Here is an 18,535-nt window from a genome sequence, read left to right on the forward strand (position 1 = left end):
GCGTCACGCGCACCACCCCAGCTCGTGCGCGGGTGACGCACACGACGCGTACAGCCCCGGAGCCGCCCCATGACGACCGTGAACCCCGAGCCGCTCTGGCGGCCAGATCCGCAGCGCATCGCCCGAGCCCAGGTCACGAGATTCCAGACCTGGGCCGCCGAGCACCACGGAGCCCCCTCGCAAGGCGGCTACCCGGCGCTGCACCGCTGGTCAGTGGACGAGCTGGAAACCTTCTGGGAAGCCCTCACACAGTGGTTCGACGTCCGGTTCTCGACCCCCTACGCGCGCGTACTGGGCGACCGCTCCATGCCCGGAGCCCAGTGGTTCCCAGGAGCGACACTCAACTACGCCGAGCACGCCCTGCGCGCGGCCGCCACCCGCCCGGCCGAACCCGCCCTGCTCCACGTCGACGAGACCCACGAACCCAGCCCGGTCACCTGGTCCGAGCTTCGCCGCCAGGTCGGGTCGCTCGCCGCCGAGCTGCGCGCCCTCGGCGTCCGCCCCGGAGACCGGATCAGCGGCTACCTGCCGAACATCCCGCAGGCAGTCGTGGCCCTCCTCGCGACCGCCGCCGTGGGCGGTGTCTGGACATCCTGCGCCCCCGACTTCGGCGCCCGCAGCGTCCTCGACCGCTTCCAGCAGGTCGAACCCGTCGTCCTCTTCACGGTCGACGGCTATCGCTACGGCGGCAAGGAACACGACCGCCGTGACGTCGTCGCCGAACTCCGCGCCGAGCTGCCCACCCTGCGCGCCGTGGTCCACATCCCCCTGCTGGGCACGGAACCGCCCCCGGGCGCCCTGGAATGGTCGGCCCTCACGGCCGCGGACGAGGAACCCGTCTTCGAGCAGGTCCCCTTCGACCACCCCCTCTGGGTGCTCTACTCCTCCGGTACCACCGGTCTGCCCAAGGCCATCGTCCAGTCTCAGGGCGGCATCCTGGTCGAACACCTCAAGCAGCTCGGCCTGCACTGCGACCTCGGCCCCGAAGACCGCTTCTTCTGGTACACCTCGACCGGCTGGATGATGTGGAACTTCCTCGTCTCCGGCCTGCTGACCGGCACCACGATCGTCCTCTACGACGGCAGCCCCGGCCATCCCGACATCGGCGCCCAGTGGCGCATCGCCGAACGCACCGGCGCCACCCTCTACGGCACCTCGGCCGCGTACGTCATGGCCTGCCGCAAAGCCGAGGTGCATCCGGCCCGCGACTTCGACCTCTCCAAGGTCCAGTGCGTCGCCACCACCGGCTCCCCGCTCCCACCCGACGGTTTCCGCTGGCTGCACGACGAGTTCGCAGCGAGCGGGGCCGACCTGTGGATCGCCTCCGTCAGCGGCGGCACGGACGTGTGCTCCTGTTTCGCCGGAGCCGTCCCGACCCTCCCGGTCCACACCGGCGAACTCCAGGCCCCCGGCCTCGGCACCGACCTCCAGTCCTGGGACGCCGGCGGTCACCCGGTGACCGACGAGGTCGGCGAGCTCGTCGTCACCAACCCCATGCCGTCGATGCCGGTCCGGTTCTGGAACGACCCCGACGGCAGCCGCTACCACGGCAGCTACTTCGACACCTACCCCGGCGTCTGGCGCCACGGCGACTGGATCACCATCACCTCGCGTGGCTCCGTCGTCATCCACGGCCGCTCCGACTCCACGCTCAACCGCCAGGGCGTGCGCATGGGCTCCGCCGACATCTACGAGGTGGTCGAACGCCTCCCCGAGATCAAGGAATCCCTGGTCATCGGTGTCGAGCAGCCCGACGGCGGCTACTGGATGCCGCTTTTCGTCCACCTCGCCCCGGGAGCCGCGCTCGACGAGGCACTCCTCGGCCGTATCAAGCAGGCCCTCCGCGACCAGCTCTCGCCGCGCCACGTCCCCGACGAGGTCATCGAGGTTCCCGGCGTCCCGCACACTCTCACCGGAAAACGCATCGAGGTCCCGGTCAAACGCCTCCTCCAGGGCACCCCACTGGACAAGGCCGTCAACCCGGGCTCCATCGACAACCTCGACCTGCTGCACTTCTACGAGGAACTCGCCCGCAAACGGGCCTGAGCGCACCGCAAGCCCGGGAGCACTCCGGAACCGACGCAGCCGACGGGCTCGGACCTCGCCGCAGACCACCGCGAAGTCCGGGCCCGGCGACCGAAACCGGCCCTGCACGACTCCACGTCACCGACCTGCCCGCCGTCAGGCCCGCCCACTGCTTCACCCTCTGCCGTCGTACCGCTGTGACCTGCGCACTTCGTCGCCGCCGAGCCTGTTACCCGATCACGCAGGGTCCGTTGTCAGTGCCGCTGGTTACTGTGGGTGAGCATCGATCGACTGTGCACACAGGGGGAAACACATGGCACACACCGACCACCACACCATGCGACGCGTCCTGCGCCGTGAGATCGCCGGCACCATCGGCCTGCTCACCGACGAACACGACTTCCGTGCCATGCGGCGCTACCGCACCTTCACCTTCGACGATCACGCCGTCTACCTCCGACAGGTCGAGGACCTCCTGAGGACACGCGCCCTCCAGGGCACCCACACCACCGTGGCCCTCTTCGACCCACAGGATTACGCCGAGTACTGCTGCGTCCGCGGGATCGACCCCGACGTCCCCGCCAACCGGACCCGCTTCACGGCCGAACTCGCGACCACCGGCCCCACCGTGCCCTACGAGGGCCAGCCCCTCACGGACCTCCTGCCCGCACTCGTCGACGAGGCAGTCCGACAGGCCACCTGGGAGTACGCGGCCACCCTGCTCGCCCGCCTCGGCGCCTGCGCGACCTGCGGCGAGGACATCGGCCGTGCCGCCTTCACCCGCGCGTCGAACCTCGTCGCCCGCATCCTCGACACGGCACCGCCCGGCGACCGGCACCTCGTGTGCAGCGTCACCGGCACCCCCGAAACACTGGTCGCAGTCCTCCACGCCGACGAGGAGGACACCGGTGCTCCCCGAATCGACGAGGCCGAGGCGCTCGAGTTCACCACCGTCCTCGCCCTCGGCCTGGCCACCCGGACCCCGGGCGGCCTGGTCATGCGCACCACCGCCCCCGACACGTCCGACCAGGTCTACGGATGGCGGCTCCGGGGCGACGGCCTCGAACCCCTGACCGCCGGCGAGGTCTTCGACGCCTACTGCACCGACGCCGAATCCGGTGACCTCATCTCACCCGAGTCCAACGTGGACTACTGCTTCCCACCGGACCTCGGCCCGGAGGGAACGGCGCCGGAGCACAGCCACTGAGCGGACGGGAACCCACGCACAGCAGGGGCACCCCCCCGAAGGAGGAGCGCCCCTGCTCACCGGATCGCAGACCGGAATCGGCTACTCGCCGGACAACACGGCCTGTGCCGCCTGACGCGCCTCCTCGGCGCTGTCGGCCGCCCGCGCGGCAACCCCCGCACGCTCACACTGCGCCAGCGTGTACCTCGCCAGCGCCGTCCGCACGTAGGGAATCGACGCCGCACCCATGGAAAGAGAGGTGACGCCCAGTCCCGTCAGCACACACGCGAGCAGCGGGTCGGATGCGGCCTCGCCGCACACACCGCAACTCTTCCCCTCGGCCCTTGCCGCCTCGGCGGACAGCGCGACGAGGTCCAGCAGCGCGGGCTGCCACGGATCCTGCAGCCGGGACACCGCACCCACCTGCCGGTCGGCGGCGAACGTGTACTGGGCGAGGTCGTTCGTGCCCAGCGACAGGAACTCCACCTCACGCAGGATCGAGCGAGCCCGCAGAGCGGCCGACGGAATCTCCACCATCGCGCCGAACTTCGCCCTCAGCCCCGCCTCCCGGCAGGCGTCCGCGAACGCCTTCGCGTCGGCGCGGTCCGCCACCATCGGCGCCATGACCTCGAGATGCACGGGCAGCCCTTCGGCGGCCTTCGCCAGCGCGGTCAGCTGGGTCCGCAGGACGTCGGGATGGTCCAGCAGACTGCGAAGCCCACGCACACCCAGCGCCGGGTTCGGCTCGTCGGCTGGGGTGAGGAAGTCGAGCGGTTTGTCGGCGCCCGCATCCAGTACGCGTACGACGACGCGCCCTTCGGGGAACGCCTCGAGCACCTGCCGGTAGGCCGTGACCTGCTTCTCCTCGGACGGCGCGCTCTTGCTGTCGTCGAGGAAGAGGAACTCGGTACGGAACAGTCCGACGCCCTCGGCTCCGGCCTCCACGGCGGCCGGCACGTCGGCAGGCCCGCCGACGTTCGCCAGCAACGGCATCTTGTGACCGTCGGCGGTGGCGCCCGGCCCGGTCGAGGCGGCCAGCGCCGCCCTGCGCTGGGCGGCTGCGGCCTCGAGCCGGGCCTTCTTCTCTTCGCTCGGATTGACGAAGATGTCACCGGTGCTGCCGTCGACGGCGATCACCGTCCCCTCCGCCAGCTCACCGGCACCGGGCAGGGCCACGACGGCCGGCACGCCGAGGGCGCGGGCCAGGATGGCGCTGTGACTCGTCGGCCCGCCCTCCTCGGTCACGAAACCGAGCACGAGCGTCGGGTCCAGCAGCGCGGTGTCGGCAGGCGCCAGGTCCCGGGCCACCAGCACGTACGGCTCGTCGCTGTCCGGCACACCCGGCATCGGGACGCCCAACAGACGGGCGACGATACGATTCCGCACGTCATCGAGGTCGGCGACGCGACCGGCGAGGTACTCGCCGGCTCCCGCCAGCAGCTCGCGGTAGGCGGCGAAAGCGTCGTACACGGCACGCTCGGCCGTGCTGCCGACGGCGATACGCCGGTCCACGTCCACCTTCAGCTCGGGGTCCTGGGCCATCATGGCCTGCGCCTCGAGCACGCCCTGGGCCTCGCCCCCCGCCAGATTTCCGCGCGCCATCAGGTCGGCTGCCACAGCCTCCACGGCCTGGCGGGCGCGCCCCTGTTCGCGTTCGGCCTCCTCCGCCGGGATCTGCTTCGCGGGCGGTTCGAGCACCGCCGTTCCCATGTGCCGTACCTCGCCGATCGCCACGCCGTGACTCACGCCGACGCCTCGAAGCGTTGTCTCCATCTCACCCGTCTCCGATAGTGCGGCGGGTCCCGCCGCCGCGGTGTTTGACCTGAGTGCCGTCGACAGGACGGCGTCGGCATTACTGCCAGGAAAAGAGAACGTCGCCGACCTTGATGTCGCCGTCCTCACGGAGATCGCCGAGTGAGTCGGCCGTGGCCTCCAGCGCGACGACCGGGCACACCGGGGACTTCCCGGCCTCCTCGACCGCGGCCGGGTTCCACCGCACGATGCCCTGTCCGCGCACGACGGTGTCGCCCTTGTTCACAAGGAGCTCGAAGCCCTCGCCGTTGAGCTGCACGGTGTCGATGCCGAGATGAGTGAGCACCCCATGCCCGTCGCCGTCGACCACGACGAATGCGTGCGGGTGGAGGGAGACGATGACTCCATCCACGGGAGCGACCGCCTCGGAAGGCTCACGCACCGGATCGATTGCAGTGCCCGGGCCGACCATGGCCCCGGAGAAGACGGGGTCCGGCACGGACGCCAGTCCGATGGCGCGTCCTACTAGAGGGGACGTCACGGTGGTCATGGGAAGCCTCCCAGAGGTGGAGATGTGTATGGGCCGTTACTGTCTGTCCACATCGGCACGCCATGCAGCAGGGTATGTCAGGTGAAGTACCGTTTCCGCACGATAGTCCCGATCCGTGGTCTAGACCACTAGCCTAGTCGATTTGCAGCGACTCTGCGGCCCCGTGTACAGTCGTACTCCTGCTTGAGGGTGAGCGACGCGATCAAGCGCGCTTACTGAGCAGCATCCAACTTGTCAGATCCTATCTTTGGATCATCTTTCGCATGCCTGCGGAACGGTGGTCAAGGGGCCGGAAAAACCCTGATAGAGTCGGAAACGCAAGACCGAAGGGAAGCGCCCGGAGGAAAGCCCGAGAGTATCGGGTGAGTACAAAGGAAGCGTCCGTTCCTTGAGAACTCAACAGCGTGCCAAAAATCAACGCCAGATATGTTGATACCCCGTCCCCGGCAGTGATAGCCGAGGATGAGGTTCCTTTGAAACAAAACACAGCGAGGACGCTGTGAACGGCCGGGCTTATTCCGCCTGGCTGTTCCGCTCTCGTGGTGTCGTCCCGATTACGGGAAAACATTCACGGAGAGTTTGATCCTGGCTCAGGACGAACGCTGGCGGCGTGCTTAACACATGCAAGTCGAACGATGAACCACTTCGGTGGGGATTAGTGGCGAACGGGTGAGTAACACGTGGGCAATCTGCCCTTCACTCTGGGACAAGCCCTGGAAACGGGGTCTAATACCGGATAATACTTCCACTCGCATGGGTGGAGGTTAAAAGCTCCGGCGGTGAAGGATGAGCCCGCGGCCTATCAGCTTGTTGGTGAGGTAATGGCTCACCAAGGCGACGACGGGTAGCCGGCCTGAGAGGGCGACCGGCCACACTGGGACTGAGACACGGCCCAGACTCCTACGGGAGGCAGCAGTGGGGAATATTGCACAATGGGCGAAAGCCTGATGCAGCGACGCCGCGTGAGGGATGACGGCCTTCGGGTTGTAAACCTCTTTCAGCAGGGAAGAAGCGAAAGTGACGGTACCTGCAGAAGAAGCGCCGGCTAACTACGTGCCAGCAGCCGCGGTAATACGTAGGGCGCAAGCGTTGTCCGGAATTATTGGGCGTAAAGAGCTCGTAGGCGGTCTGTCGCGTCGGATGTGAAAGCCCGGGGCTTAACCCCGGGTCTGCATTCGATACGGGCAGACTAGAGTGTGGTAGGGGAGATCGGAATTCCTGGTGTAGCGGTGAAATGCGCAGATATCAGGAGGAACACCGGTGGCGAAGGCGGATCTCTGGGCCATTACTGACGCTGAGGAGCGAAAGCGTGGGGAGCGAACAGGATTAGATACCCTGGTAGTCCACGCCGTAAACGGTGGGAACTAGGTGTTGGCGACATTCCACGTCGTCGGTGCCGCAGCTAACGCATTAAGTTCCCCGCCTGGGGAGTACGGCCGCAAGGCTAAAACTCAAAGGAATTGACGGGGGCCCGCACAAGCAGCGGAGCATGTGGCTTAATTCGACGCAACGCGAAGAACCTTACCAAGGCTTGACATACACCGGAAACGGCCAGAGATGGTCGCCCCCTTGTGGTCGGTGTACAGGTGGTGCATGGCTGTCGTCAGCTCGTGTCGTGAGATGTTGGGTTAAGTCCCGCAACGAGCGCAACCCTTGTTCTGTGTTGCCAGCATGCCCTTCGGGGTGATGGGGACTCACAGGAGACTGCCGGGGTCAACTCGGAGGAAGGTGGGGACGACGTCAAGTCATCATGCCCCTTATGTCTTGGGCTGCACACGTGCTACAATGGCCGGTACAAAGAGCTGCGAAACCGTGAGGTGGAGCGAATCTCAAAAAGCCGGTCTCAGTTCGGATTGGGGTCTGCAACTCGACCCCATGAAGTCGGAGTTGCTAGTAATCGCAGATCAGCATTGCTGCGGTGAATACGTTCCCGGGCCTTGTACACACCGCCCGTCACGTCACGAAAGTCGGTAACACCCGAAGCCGGTGGCCCAACCCCTTGTGGGAGGGAGCTGTCGAAGGTGGGACTGGCGATTGGGACGAAGTCGTAACAAGGTAGCCGTACCGGAAGGTGCGGCTGGATCACCTCCTTTCTAAGGAGCACTTCTTACCGATCCCCACGGGGTGAGGTCAGAGGCCAGTACATCGGCGTACGTCCGATGCTGGTTGCTCATGGGTGGAACGTTGATTATTCGGCATTCTCAGTCATCTCGGGCTGCAAGTACTGCTCTTCGGAGCGTGGAAAGCTGATCATGAGTGGCGAGGGTGCCGGGCACGCTGTTGGGTATCTGAGGGTGCGGCTGTGAAGCCGTCCTTCTGATGCCGGCCCCAGTGCACTCGGACCGTAAGGGTTCGGGGTGATGGGTGGCTGGTCGTTGTTTGAGAACTGCACAGTGGACGCGAGCATCTGTGGCCAAGTTTTTAAGGGCGCACGGTGGATGCCTTGGCACCAGGAACCGATGAAGGACGTGGGAGGCCACGATAGTCCCCGGGGAGTCGTCAACCAGGCTTTGATCCGGGGGTTTCCGAATGGGGAAACCCGGCAGTCGTCATGGGCTGTCACCCATACCTGAACACATAGGGTATGTGGAGGGAACGCGGGGAAGTGAAACATCTCAGTACCCGCAGGAAGAGAAAACAACCGTGATTCCGGGAGTAGTGGCGAGCGAAACCGGATGAGGCCAAACCGTATACGTGTGAGACCCGGCAGGGGTTGCGTGTGCGGGGTTGTGGGATCTCTCTTTCACAGTCTGCCGGCTGTGAGACGAGTCAGAAACCGTTGATGTAGGCGAAGGACATGCGAAAGGTCCGGCGTAGAGGGTAAGACCCCCGTAGTCGAAACATCAGCGGCTCGTTTGAGAGACACCCAAGTAGCACGGGGCCCGAGAAATCCCGTGTGAATCTGGCGGGACCACCCGCTAAGCCTAAATATTCCCTGGTGACCGATAGCGGATAGTACCGTGAGGGAATGGTGAAAAGTACCGCGGGAGCGGAGTGAAATAGTACCTGAAACCGTGTGCCTACAAGCCGTGGGAGCGTCGCGCATCGAGCTTGCTTGGTGCGTCGTGACTGCGTGCCTTTTGAAGAATGAGCCTGCGAGTTTGCGGTGTGTTGCGAGGTTAACCCGAGTGGGGTAGCCGTAGCGAAAGCGAGTCCGAACAGGGCGTTTCAGTAGCACGCTCAAGACCCGAAGCGGAGTGATCTAGCCATGGGCAGGTTGAAGCGGAGGTAAGACTTCGTGGAGGACCGAACCCACCAGGGTTGAAAACCTGGGGGATGACCTGTGGTTAGGGGTGAAAGGCCAATCAAACTCCGTGATAGCTGGTTCTCCCCGAAATGCATTTAGGTGCAGCGTCGTGTGTTTCTTGCCGGAGGTAGAGCACTGGATAGGCGATGGGCCCTACCGGGTTACTGACCTTAGCCAAACTCCGAATGCCGGTAAGTGAGAGCGCGGCAGTGAGACTGTGGGGGATAAGCTCCATGGTCGAGAGGGAAACAGCCCAGAGCATCGACTAAGGCCCCTAAGCGTACGCTAAGTGGGAAAGGATGTGGAGTCGCACAGACAACCAGGAGGTTGGCTTAGAAGCAGCCACCCTTGAAAGAGTGCGTAATAGCTCACTGGTCTAGTGATTCCGCGCCGACAATGTAGCGGGGCTCAAGCGTACCGCCGAAGTCGTGTCATTGCGATATATACCCCCAACGGGGATCGTGATGGGTAGGGGAGCGTCGTGTGCCGGGTGAAGCAGCACCGGAAGGTAGTTGTGGACGGTTCACGAGTGAGAATGCAGGCATGAGTAGCGATACACACGTGAGAAACGTGTGCGCCGATTGACTAAGGGTTCCTGGGTCAAGCTGATCTGCCCAGGGTAAGTCGGGACCTAAGGCGAGGCCGACAGGCGTAGTCGATGGATAACCGGTTGATATTCCGGTACCCGCTGTGAAGCGTCAAACATCGAGCATCGTGATGCTAAGGCCGTGAAGCCGTTCCGGACCCTTCGGGGAAAGGAAAGTGGTGGAGCCGCCGGCCCAAGCGGTTAGTAGGTGAGTGATGGGGTGACGCAGGAAGGTAGTCCATCCCGGGCGGTGGTTGTCCCGGGGTAAGGGTGTAGGACGGTGTGTAGGCAAATCCGCACGCCATATAGTCTGAGACCTGATGCCGAGCCGATTGTGGCGAAGTGGATGATCCTATGCTGTCGAGAAAAGCCTCTAGCGAGTTTCATGGCGGCCCGTACCCTAAACCGACTCAGGTGGTCAGGTAGAGAATACCGAGGCGTTCGGGTGAACTATGGTTAAGGAACTCGGCAAAATGCCCCCGTAACTTCGGGAGAAGGGGGGCCATGTCTGGTGAGAGGACTTGCTCCTCGAGCTGGGTGTGGCCGCAGAGACCAGCGAGAAGCGACTGTTTACTAAAAACACAGGTCCGTGCGAAGCCGTAAGGCGATGTATACGGACTGACGCCTGCCCGGTGCTGGAACGTTAAGGGGACCGGTTAGTCACTCTTCGGGGTGGCGAAGCTGAGAACTTAAGCGCCAGTAAACGGCGGTGGTAACTATAACCATCCTAAGGTAGCGAAATTCCTTGTCGGGTAAGTTCCGACCTGCACGAATGGCGTAACGACTTCTCGACTGTCTCAACCATAGGCCCGGTGAAATTGCACTACGAGTAAAGATGCTCGTTTCGCGCAGCAGGACGGAAAGACCCCGGGACCTTTACTACAGTTTGATATTGGTGTTCGGTTCGGCTTGTGTAGGATAGGTGGGAGACTTTGAAGCGGCCACGCCAGTGGTTGTGGAGTCGTCGTTGAAATACCACTCTGGTCGTGCTGGATGTCTAACCTGGGTCCGTGATCCGGATCAGGGACAGTGTCTGATGGGTAGTTTAACTGGGGCGGTTGCCTCCTAAAGAGTAACGGAGGCGCCCAAAGGTTCCCTCAGCCTGGTTGGCAATCAGGTGTTGAGTGTAAGTGCACAAGGGAGCTTGACTGTGAGACCGACGGGTCGAGCAGGGACGAAAGTCGGGACTAGTGATCCGGCGGTGGCTTGTGGAAGCGCCGTCGCTCAACGGATAAAAGGTACCCCGGGGATAACAGGCTGATCTTCCCCAAGAGTCCATATCGACGGGATGGTTTGGCACCTCGATGTCGGCTCGTCGCATCCTGGGGCTGGAGTCGGTCCCAAGGGTTGGGCTGTTCGCCCATTAAAGCGGTACGCGAGCTGGGTTTAGAACGTCGTGAGACAGTTCGGTCCCTATCCGCTGCGCGCGCAGGAATATTGAGAAGGGCTGTCCCTAGTACGAGAGGACCGGGACGGACGAACCTCTGGTGTGCCAGTTGTTCTGCCAAGGGCATGGCTGGTTGGCTACGTTCGGGAGGGATAACCGCTGAAAGCATCTAAGCGGGAAGCCTGCTTCGAGATGAGTATTCCCACCCCCTTTGAGGGGTTAAGGCTCCCAGTAGACGACTGGGTTGATAGGCCGGATGTGGAAGCCCAGTAATGGGTGAAGCTGACCGGTACTAATAGGCCGAGGGCTTGTCCTCAGTTGCTCGCGTCCACTGTGTTGGTTCTGAAACCACGAACAGCCCCATGCCATGGTCACGGTGTGGTGCGGCTGGACAGTTTCATAGTGTTTCGGTGGTCATAGCGTGAGGGAAACGCCCGGTTACATTCCGAACCCGGAAGCTAAGCCTTACAGCGCCGATGGTACTGCAGGGGGGACCCTGTGGGAGAGTAGGACACCGCCGAACTCCTTTTAGAGCTCCGGCTCTTGGGCACACAGCCCGAGAGCCGGAGCTTTTTTGCGTTGGGGTAAGGTCAGGGGGCATCGTTGGCTCATTTCCTACTGGAGGCCCCCGGGTGGAGGTCCAGGAGACCCGTGTCCAGACAGACCGGGTCCTCACCATCCCCAACATCCTCAGCATGGCGCGTCTCGTCGGCGTGCCCGTGTTCCTGTGGCTGATCCTCCGGCCCGAGTTCGGAGGCCCGCAGAGCGACGGCTGGGCTCTCCTGGTGTTGGCTTTCAGCGGCATCACCGACTACCTGGACGGCAAGCTCGCGCGACGCTGGAACCAGATCAGCAGCCTCGGCCGGCTCCTCGACCCGGCCGCCGACCGGCTCTACATTCTTTCCACCCTGGTCGGTCTGACCTGGCGGGAGATTCTTCCTGTCTGGTTGACGGCTGCACTTCTCGCCCGCGAGCTGATGTTGCTGGTGATGGTCGGCATCCTCCGGCGACACGGCTATCCGCCGCCGCAGGTGAACTTCCTCGGGAAGGCGGCCACGTTCAACCTGATGTACGCCTTCCCGCTGCTTCTGCTCAGTGACGGAAGCGGATGGTTGGCGTCACTCGGTGCTATTTTCGGATGGGCGTTCGCCGGATGGGGTACAACGCTCTACTGGTGGGCAGGAGTCCTCTACGTGGTACAGGTCCGCCGCCTGGTGCGTGCGGACGCCATGGCCGCCGACTGACCTCGCCGATTGGCAGCTGAAGTGGCTCGATGGCCCGCGGAAGAAAAGTGCGGGACAATCTGGACGGGTGAAGTCGGCTAGACCTCGTCTCTTTAGGAGGACGCTTCCGACATGAAGGCCGTCGTGATGGCCGGAGGCGAAGGCACACGCCTTCGTCCCATGACCTCGAGTATGCCCAAGCCGCTCCTGCCGGTGGCCAACCGGCCGATCATGGAGCACGTCCTGAGGCTGCTCAAAAGGCATGGGCTCAACGAGACCGTCGTAACTGTCCAGTTCCTGGCGTCACTGGTCAAGAACTATTTCGGTGACGGCGAGGAGCTCGGAATGGAGCTCAGCTATGCCAACGAGGAGAAGCCACTCGGTACCGCCGGAAGCGTCAAGAACGCAGAGGAGGCGTTGAAGGACGACGCCTTCCTCGTCATCTCCGGCGATGCCCTCACCGACTTCGACCTCACCGAGCTGATCAACTTCCACAAGGAAAAAGGCGCGCTGGTCACCGTCTGTCTGACCCGTGTGCCCAATCCGCTGGAATTCGGCATCACCATCGTCGATGAAGAGGGCAAGGTCGAGCGCTTCCTCGAGAAGCCGACCTGGGGCCAGGTCTTCTCGGACACGGTGAACACGGGCATCTACGTCATGGAGCCCGAGGTCTTCGACTACGTCGAGGCCGATGTGCCCGTCGACTGGTCCGGAGATGTCTTCCCGCAGTTGATGAAGGAGGGCAAGCCGGTATACGGCTTCATCGCCGAGGGTTACTGGGAGGACGTGGGCACGCACGAGAGCTATGTGAAGGCCCAGGCCGACGTGCTCGAGGGCAAGGTCGACGTCGATATCGACGGATTCGAGATCTCGCCGGGCGTCTGGGTGGCCGAAGGCGCGGAAGTCCATCCCGATGCCGTACTGCGCGGTCCCCTGTACATCGGTGACTACGCGAAGGTCGAGGCCGGCGCCGAGATCCGTGAGCACACGGTCGTCGGGTCCAACGTCGTCGTGAAGAGCGGTGCCTTCCTGCACAAGGCCGTCGTGCACGACAACGTGTACGTGGGCCAGCACAGCAACCTCCGTGGCTGTGTGGTGGGCAAGAACACCGACATCATGCGGGCGGCCCGGATCGAGGACGGCGCCGTCATCGGCGACGAATGCCTGATCGGTGAAGAATCGATCGTGCAGGGCAATGTGCGGGTCTATCCGTTCAAGACGATCGAAGCCGGCGCGTTCGTCAACACGTCCGTGATCTGGGAGTCCCGTGGGCAGGCGCATCTGTTCGGCGCCCGCGGGGTGTCCGGGATCCTGAACGTCGAGATCACCCCCGAACTGGCCGTGCGTCTCGCCGGCGCCTACGCCACGACGCTCAAGAAGGGGTCCACCGTCACCACGGCCCGGGACCACTCGCGGGGTGCGCGTGCGCTGAAGCGGGCGGTCATCTCCGCACTTCAGGCCAGCGCCATCGACGTGCGCGACCTGGAGAACGTGCCGCTGCCCGTGGCGCGGCAGCAGACGGCGCGCGGGAGCGCCGGCGGGATCATGATCCGGACCTCGCCCGGGGTGCCGGACTCCGTCGACATCATGTTCTTCGACGGGCAGGGCGCCGACCTGTCGCAGGGCAGTCAACGCAAGCTGGACCGTGTGTTCGCCCGTCAGGAGTACCGGCGCGCCTTCCCGGGTGAGATCGGCGACCTCCACTTCCCGGCCAGCGTCTTCGACTCGTACACGGGATCGCTGCTGCGGAACGTGGACACGACGGGGATCTCCGAGGCCGGGCTGAAGGTCGTGGTCGACGCCTCGAACGGCAGCGCCGGACTGGTGCTGCCCAGTCTCCTGGGCAAGCTCGGGGTGGACTCGCTGACCGTCAATCCCGGCCTGAACGAGGCCAGGCCCACGGAGACGGGTGATCAGCGGCGCTCCGGGCTCGTCCGGCTGGGGGAGATCGTGGCTTCCTCGCGGGCCGCCTTCGGTGTGCGGTTCGACCCCGTGGGCGAGCGGCTCTCCCTCGTCGACGAGAAGGGGCGGATCATCGAGGACGACAGGGCGCTCCTCGTGCTCCTCGACCTGGTGGCCGCCGAGCGGCGCAGCGGACGGGTCGCGCTGCCCGTGACCACGACGAGGATCGCCGAGCAGGTGGCGGCGTACCACGGGACGCAGGTCGAGTGGACGACGACCTCGCCGGACGACCTCACCCGGGTGGGTCAGGACGAGACGACGATCTTCGGCGGCGACGGCAAGGGCGGCTTCATCGTCCCGGAGTTCAGCAGTGTCTTCGACGGCACGGCTGCCTTCGTGCGGTTGATCGGGCTGGTGGCGCGGACGCAGCTCACCCTCAGCCAGATCGACGCCCGGATCCCGCGGGCGCACGTCCTGAAGCGGGATCTGGCGACCCCGTGGGCCGTCAAGGGCCTCGTGATGCGGCGGGTCGTCGAAGAGGCGGGAGATCGCTTCGTGGACACCACCGACGGCGTACGGGTGGTGGAGACCGACGGGCGTTGGGTGATGGTGCTGCCGGACCCGGCCGAGGCCGTCACCCATCTGTGGGCGGAGGGGCCGGACGACGCCTCCGCGCAGGCCCTGCTCGACGAGTGGGCTGCGGTCGTGGACAGCGCCGGACGCTGACCGGGCGCACGCGCGCGTGCCGGACAAGTGTCCCCAAGGGGGCCTGTCCGGCACGCCGGTGGGGCCATTCGGAGGTACTGGGCGCGACGTGCGACGATGTGCGGCATGCCGCAGCAGCCCCCCGTTCGGAGCACACCCGCGCGCGTGTCGCGCCCGGATGCGTCCATGTCGCTGCTCACCAACGTCATGGACCACAGCCTCGACGACGGTTACGCAGAGGCCGCCGCCCGTAAGCGTGCCGAGGGTGTGGGCGGCCTGCCCAGGACGGTGCGGGCGAAGCTCGGTCTTGCCGTGGGCCTGGTGCTCGCGGCCCTCGTGGTCACCGTCGGTGCGGCGCAGGCGCGGGTCGCGGCGCCGGTCGTCGCCAAGGAGCGCGAGGAACTCATCGACCGGATCGACAGCGAGACCGAGGCGGCCGACAAGCTCGAGAGCACGGTCGACAAGCTGCGTGACGACGTGAGCGGCCGGCAGCAGGAGGCGCTCAAGCAGAGCGGCGGCAGCGACCAGGCGGACCTGGCGGGTGTCCTGTCGGGCGCCGTCGCGGTGCACGGCCCGGGGGTCAAGCTCGTCGTGGACGACGCCAAGGAAGCCACCACGGGCGGTGACGGCGACCCGCGTGAGACCTCCGGCTTCTCCGACACCGGGCGGGTGCGGGACCGTGACATGCAGCGCGTGGTCAACGGACTGTGGGCTTCGGGCGCGGAGGCCGTGTCCATCAACGGTCAACGGCTGACGGCGCTCTCGGCGATCAGAGCCGCGGGCGAAGCGATACTGGTCGACAACAAACCGCTGGTACCGCCGTACACGGTGCTCGCGGTGGGGGACGGCAAAAAGCTCAGCACCAGGTTCCAGAACAGTGCCGACGGCTTGTATCTCAACGCCTTGCAGGAGAACTACGGCATCCGGACGGCCATCTCCGTGGTGGACGACCTACGGCTGCCCGCCGCACCGAGTGTGATCGTACGTACAGCGCAGCCGAGAACTGAGAAGGGCACATCGTGATCGCCGTACTGGGCCTCGTCGTGGGAGTCGTGGCCGGCCTGTTGGTCCAGCCCGAGGTTCCGGCAGCCGTCGTGCCGTATCTGCCGATCGCCGTGGTGGCGGCGCTGGACGCCGTTTTCGGAGGGCTCCGGGCCATGCTCGACGGCATCTTCGACGACAAGGTGTTCGTGGTGTCGTTCCTGTCCAACGTGGTCGTCGCCGCGTTGATCGTGTTTCTCGGTGACGAGCTGGGTGTGGGATCGCAGCTGTCCACCGGGGTCGTGGTCGTTCTCGGTATCCGGATCTTCTCCAACGCCGCGGCGATCCGCCGGCATGTCTTCCGGGCGTGAGGTCGATGAGCAACCAGGACGAGACGCCCGAGTACCGGCTCCGCAAGAAGCTTCCCGACGAGGTCCCGGTGACGTCGCCCACGGACGCGGAGGCGGAGAAACCGGCTGAGCCCGTGCTGACCGGTCGGCAGCGGCTGGTACAGGGCATCTGGCCGCCGCGCGTGTCGCGGGCCCAACTCATCGTCGCCCTGCTCCTGTTCGGCCTGGGTTTCGGCCTGGCCGTCCAGGTCGCGTCAAACAGCGACAGCGGTAACGCGCTGCGCGGCGCGCGTCAGGAAGATCTCGTGCGCATCCTCGATGAACTCGACGACCGCAGTCAGCGTCTTGAGGACGAGAAGCAGGGCCTCGAGAAGCAGCGGCAGGAGCTGGAGAACAGCTCCGACCAGGCCGAGGAGGCCCGGAAGCAGACGGTCGAGAAGGAGAAGCAGCTCGGCATCCTGGCGGGCACGGTGGCTGCACAGGGGCCGGGTATCACGATGACCATCGAGGACACGAAGGGGACGGTCGAGGCGGACATGCTGCTCGACGCGATCCAGGAGTTGCGCGCGGCCGGGGCCGAGGCGATCCAGGTGAACGGTGTGCGGGTCGTCGCCGGCACCTTCCTGACGGATTCCGGCAAGAGCGTGAGTGTCGACGGGAACAAGATCAACACACCCTTTCGTTTCAAGGTCATCGGCAACCCCCAGGACCTCGAGCCGGCACTGAACATCCCGGGAGGAGTGGTGCAGACTCTGGAGAAGGAGCAGGCCACGGTGACCGTCGAGCGGTCGGACAAGATCGTCGTGGATGCCTTGCGAGCAGCGAAGCTGCCTGACTACGCTCGGTCGTCGGGCCAGTGAACCGGGGCTGCATGGCGGGTGTCCGGCAGGGGCATGAGGTTGCGGGGGGTCGACGCACCGATCGGGTGGTGCGTGGTGGAAACTGTCTGGTGGGCACGGACGTTGTGAAGGTGTCCGGGTCGACCGGTGTATTCAGTCAGGGTTCGTCCTGCCCCACGGGCGGGTCTGTTTCGGTCAAGGGGAATCGCCCGTGAAGTTGTTTGCGAAGTTGTTCGGCAAGAGCGCGCGAGAGGGCAGCGACAACGCCACCGCTCGTCATCGCGCGCAGCCAGACGCCGAAGGTCAGCGGCCGTTGTTCAGGGATCAGGTGGCCGGTCAGGGCGGCGACGTGCCCGGTGGCCAGGGCGCGGCGTCTGTTGACCCTGCACAGTCCGGCGGCATAGGTTTCGGCCAACCGTCAGCCTCGAGTGCGGGTGGAGGGTTTTCCCCTATGTCGGCCCTGGTGTGTACGAGGTGCGGTAACCGCAATGCGGAGAACAGCCGCTTCTGCTCCAACTGCGGCGCGCCGCTGCGCCCCGGGCTGACGCCCGAGCGTCCGTCGGAGACGACTTCCACGATCTCCATCTCCGGTCTCGAGGCCTACGACGCCGAGGTCACCGGCCAGACGCAACTGCCCGCCCTGTCGCCCGAGGCCCAGGCCGCGGTCGACGCGCTGCCGCTGGGCTCCGCCCTGCTCGTCGTCAGGCGCGGCCCGAACTCGGGCAGCCGTTTCCTTCTGGACGGCGACCTGACCACGGCCGGCCGTCACCCGCAGAGCGACATCTTCCTGGACGACGTGACGGTTTCTCGTCGCCATGTGGAGTTCCGGCGCAACCCGGACGGCACGTTCAAGGTGGCGGACGTCGGCAGTCTCAACGGCACGTACGTCAACCGGGAGCGGATCGACGAGGTCGCCCTGTCGAACGGTGACGAGGTGCAGATCGGCAAGTACCGGCTGGTGTTCTACGCGAGCCAGCGGGGCTACTGACCCTCTCCGGGCACCGCCCGGGGGGACTCCCCCAGGGAAGGTCCATGCTGCAAACACCGAGGGGCGGTGCCGGACACGGCACCGCCGCCGCGGACGGTGGTCCGATGAGCATCGGCACCGTACTGAACGCGTTGCGTGACGAGTTTCCCGACGTCACCATCTCCAAGATCCGTTTCCTGGAGTCGGAAGGGCTCATCGAGCCGCAGCGGACCCCTTCGGGGTACCGGAAGTTCGGAGTGCAGGACGTCGAACGCCTCGGTCATGTCCTGCGGATGCAACGGGACCACTATCTGCCGCTCAAGGTCATCCGTGAGCACCTCGACGCCATGGAGCGCGGCGAGGCAGCTCCGTTGCCGACCGTGGGCCGACAGCGGGACGGCGAGTCGGTTCTCGAGCCTGCGGACGGGCCCACGGCGGCCCGGATCGGCCGGTCCGAGCTGCTGGCGGCGGCGGGGATCGGTGAGCCGGAGCTCGAGGAGTGGGAGTCGTACGGTCTCGTCGTGCCGTTGGAGGACGGGGTCTACGACGCCGAGGCGGCCACGGTGGCCGCGCTCGTGGCCGAACTGGGCAGGTTCGGGATCGAGCCGCGGCATCTGCGCGTCATGAAGGCTGCGGCCGACCGTGAGGCGGGGCTGGTGGATCAGGTGGTGGCCCCGCTCAGGCGTCACCGCAACCCACAGACCAGGGCGCACGCGGAGGCTCGTACGAAGGAGCTCGCGGGGCTCACGGTGCGGTTGCACGCGGCGCTGGTGCAGACGGCCCTAGGGGTACGGCTGCCCTGAGCGGGCGGTTTCGCCCTGGGCGGATCGGTCAC

11 protein-coding genes and 3 rRNA genes are annotated in these 18,535 nt (G+C 65.3%); 12 read left to right on the plus strand and 2 right to left on the minus strand.

Annotation, left to right across the window (positions count from 1 at the left end; translation table 11 throughout):
- Positions 1 to 69: 69 nt before the first annotated feature.
- Positions 70 to 2,046, plus strand: a complete 1,977-nt coding sequence (locus OHS71_RS33905; RefSeq protein WP_328483129.1) for an acetoacetate--CoA ligase — start codon at positions 70 to 72, stop codon at positions 2,044 to 2,046.
- 292 nt (positions 2,047 to 2,338) lie between these two features.
- The gene (locus OHS71_RS33910; RefSeq protein WP_328483130.1) at positions 2,339 to 3,232 is read left to right on the plus strand and encodes a hypothetical protein; all 894 of its coding nucleotides are present in this window, start codon (positions 2,339 to 2,341) and stop codon (positions 3,230 to 3,232) included.
- A gap of 81 nt (positions 3,233 to 3,313) precedes the next feature.
- On the opposite strand, the gene ptsP is transcribed toward OHS71_RS33910, so the two are convergent.
- Positions 3,314 to 4,984: a phosphoenolpyruvate--protein phosphotransferase gene (ptsP, locus tag OHS71_RS33915; RefSeq protein ID WP_328483131.1), complete on the minus strand. Its 1,671-nt coding sequence runs from the start codon at positions 4,982 to 4,984 to the stop codon at positions 3,314 to 3,316.
- A 79-nt stretch (positions 4,985 to 5,063) separates the two neighbouring features.
- A complete protein-coding gene (locus tag OHS71_RS33920) occupies positions 5,064 to 5,513 on the minus strand; it encodes a PTS sugar transporter subunit IIA (RefSeq protein ID WP_328483132.1) in 450 nt (149 codons plus the stop codon).
- A gap of 567 nt (positions 5,514 to 6,080) precedes the next feature.
- Between OHS71_RS33920 and OHS71_RS33925 the strand changes: the two genes are divergently transcribed.
- The 10 genes from OHS71_RS33925 (at position 6,081) to ftsR (ending at position 18,503) form a co-directional block, all read left to right on the plus strand.
- Positions 6,081 to 7,606 (plus strand): 16S ribosomal RNA (locus tag OHS71_RS33925).
- Positions 7,607 to 7,924: 318 nt separating this feature from the next.
- Positions 7,925 to 11,049, plus strand: a 23S ribosomal RNA gene (locus tag OHS71_RS33930).
- Positions 11,050 to 11,139: 90 nt separating this feature from the next.
- A 5S ribosomal RNA gene (rrf, locus tag OHS71_RS33935) occupies positions 11,140 to 11,256 on the plus strand.
- The 16S, 23S and 5S rRNA genes sit together here, the layout of an rRNA operon.
- Positions 11,257 to 11,365: 109 nt before the next feature.
- Entirely contained in the window at positions 11,366 to 11,977 is a 612-nt protein-coding gene (locus tag OHS71_RS33940; protein WP_328483133.1) for a CDP-alcohol phosphatidyltransferase family protein, read from the plus strand.
- 111 nt (positions 11,978 to 12,088) lie between these two features.
- The gene (locus OHS71_RS33945) at positions 12,089 to 14,584 is read left to right on the plus strand and encodes a mannose-1-phosphate guanyltransferase (RefSeq protein WP_328483134.1); all 2,496 of its coding nucleotides are present in this window, start codon (positions 12,089 to 12,091) and stop codon (positions 14,582 to 14,584) included.
- Positions 14,585 to 14,749: 165 nt separating this feature from the next.
- Complete coding sequence (locus OHS71_RS33950; protein WP_328484733.1) at positions 14,750 to 15,586, plus strand: DUF881 domain-containing protein; 837 nt, start codon at positions 14,750 to 14,752, stop codon at positions 15,584 to 15,586.
- Positions 15,583 to 15,915: a small basic family protein gene (locus OHS71_RS33955; RefSeq protein ID WP_020133151.1), complete on the plus strand. Its 333-nt coding sequence runs from the start codon at positions 15,583 to 15,585 to the stop codon at positions 15,913 to 15,915. Before OHS71_RS33950 ends, OHS71_RS33955 begins: the two co-directional genes overlap by 4 nt.
- Before the next feature lie 5 nt (positions 15,916 to 15,920).
- Entirely contained in the window at positions 15,921 to 16,754 is an 834-nt protein-coding gene (locus OHS71_RS33960; RefSeq protein WP_328483135.1) for a DUF881 domain-containing protein, read from the plus strand.
- A gap of 82 nt (positions 16,755 to 16,836) precedes the next feature.
- Positions 16,837 to 17,721 carry an FHA domain-containing protein gene (locus OHS71_RS33965; protein WP_328484734.1) on the plus strand — a complete coding sequence of 295 codons (885 nt, stop codon included), beginning with the start codon at positions 16,837 to 16,839 and terminating at the stop codon, positions 17,719 to 17,721.
- A 44-nt stretch (positions 17,722 to 17,765) separates the two neighbouring features.
- Positions 17,766 to 18,503, plus strand: coding sequence for a transcriptional regulator FtsR (gene ftsR / locus OHS71_RS33970; protein ID WP_328483136.1), 738 nt, complete (start codon positions 17,766 to 17,768; stop codon positions 18,501 to 18,503).
- The last annotated feature ends 32 nt before the right edge of the window (positions 18,504 to 18,535 follow it).

It is taken from the genome of Streptomyces sp. NBC_00377, from assembly GCF_036075115.1.
GTDB lineage: Bacteria > Actinomycetota > Actinomycetes > Streptomycetales > Streptomycetaceae > Streptomyces.

Coding starts and splice junctions, on each gene's coding strand:
- OHS71_RS33920 (WP_328483132.1), bottom strand. CDS start 5,513: ATGACCACCGTGACGTCCCCTCTAGTAGGACGCGCCATCGGACTGGCG.
- OHS71_RS33905 (WP_328483129.1), top strand. CDS start 70: ATGACGACCGTGAACCCCGAGCCGCTCTGGCGGCCAGATCCGCAGCGC.
- OHS71_RS33950 (WP_328484733.1), top strand. CDS start 14,750: ATGTCGCTGCTCACCAACGTCATGGACCACAGCCTCGACGACGGTTAC.
- ftsR (WP_328483136.1), top strand. CDS start 17,766: ATGCTGCAAACACCGAGGGGCGGTGCCGGACACGGCACCGCCGCCGCG.
- OHS71_RS33910 (WP_328483130.1), top strand. CDS start 2,339: ATGGCACACACCGACCACCACACCATGCGACGCGTCCTGCGCCGTGAG.
- OHS71_RS33945 (WP_328483134.1), top strand. CDS start 12,089: ATGAAGGCCGTCGTGATGGCCGGAGGCGAAGGCACACGCCTTCGTCCC.
- OHS71_RS33960 (WP_328483135.1), top strand. CDS start 15,921: ATGAGCAACCAGGACGAGACGCCCGAGTACCGGCTCCGCAAGAAGCTT.
- ptsP (WP_328483131.1), bottom strand. CDS start 4,984: ATGGAGACAACGCTTCGAGGCGTCGGCGTGAGTCACGGCGTGGCGATC.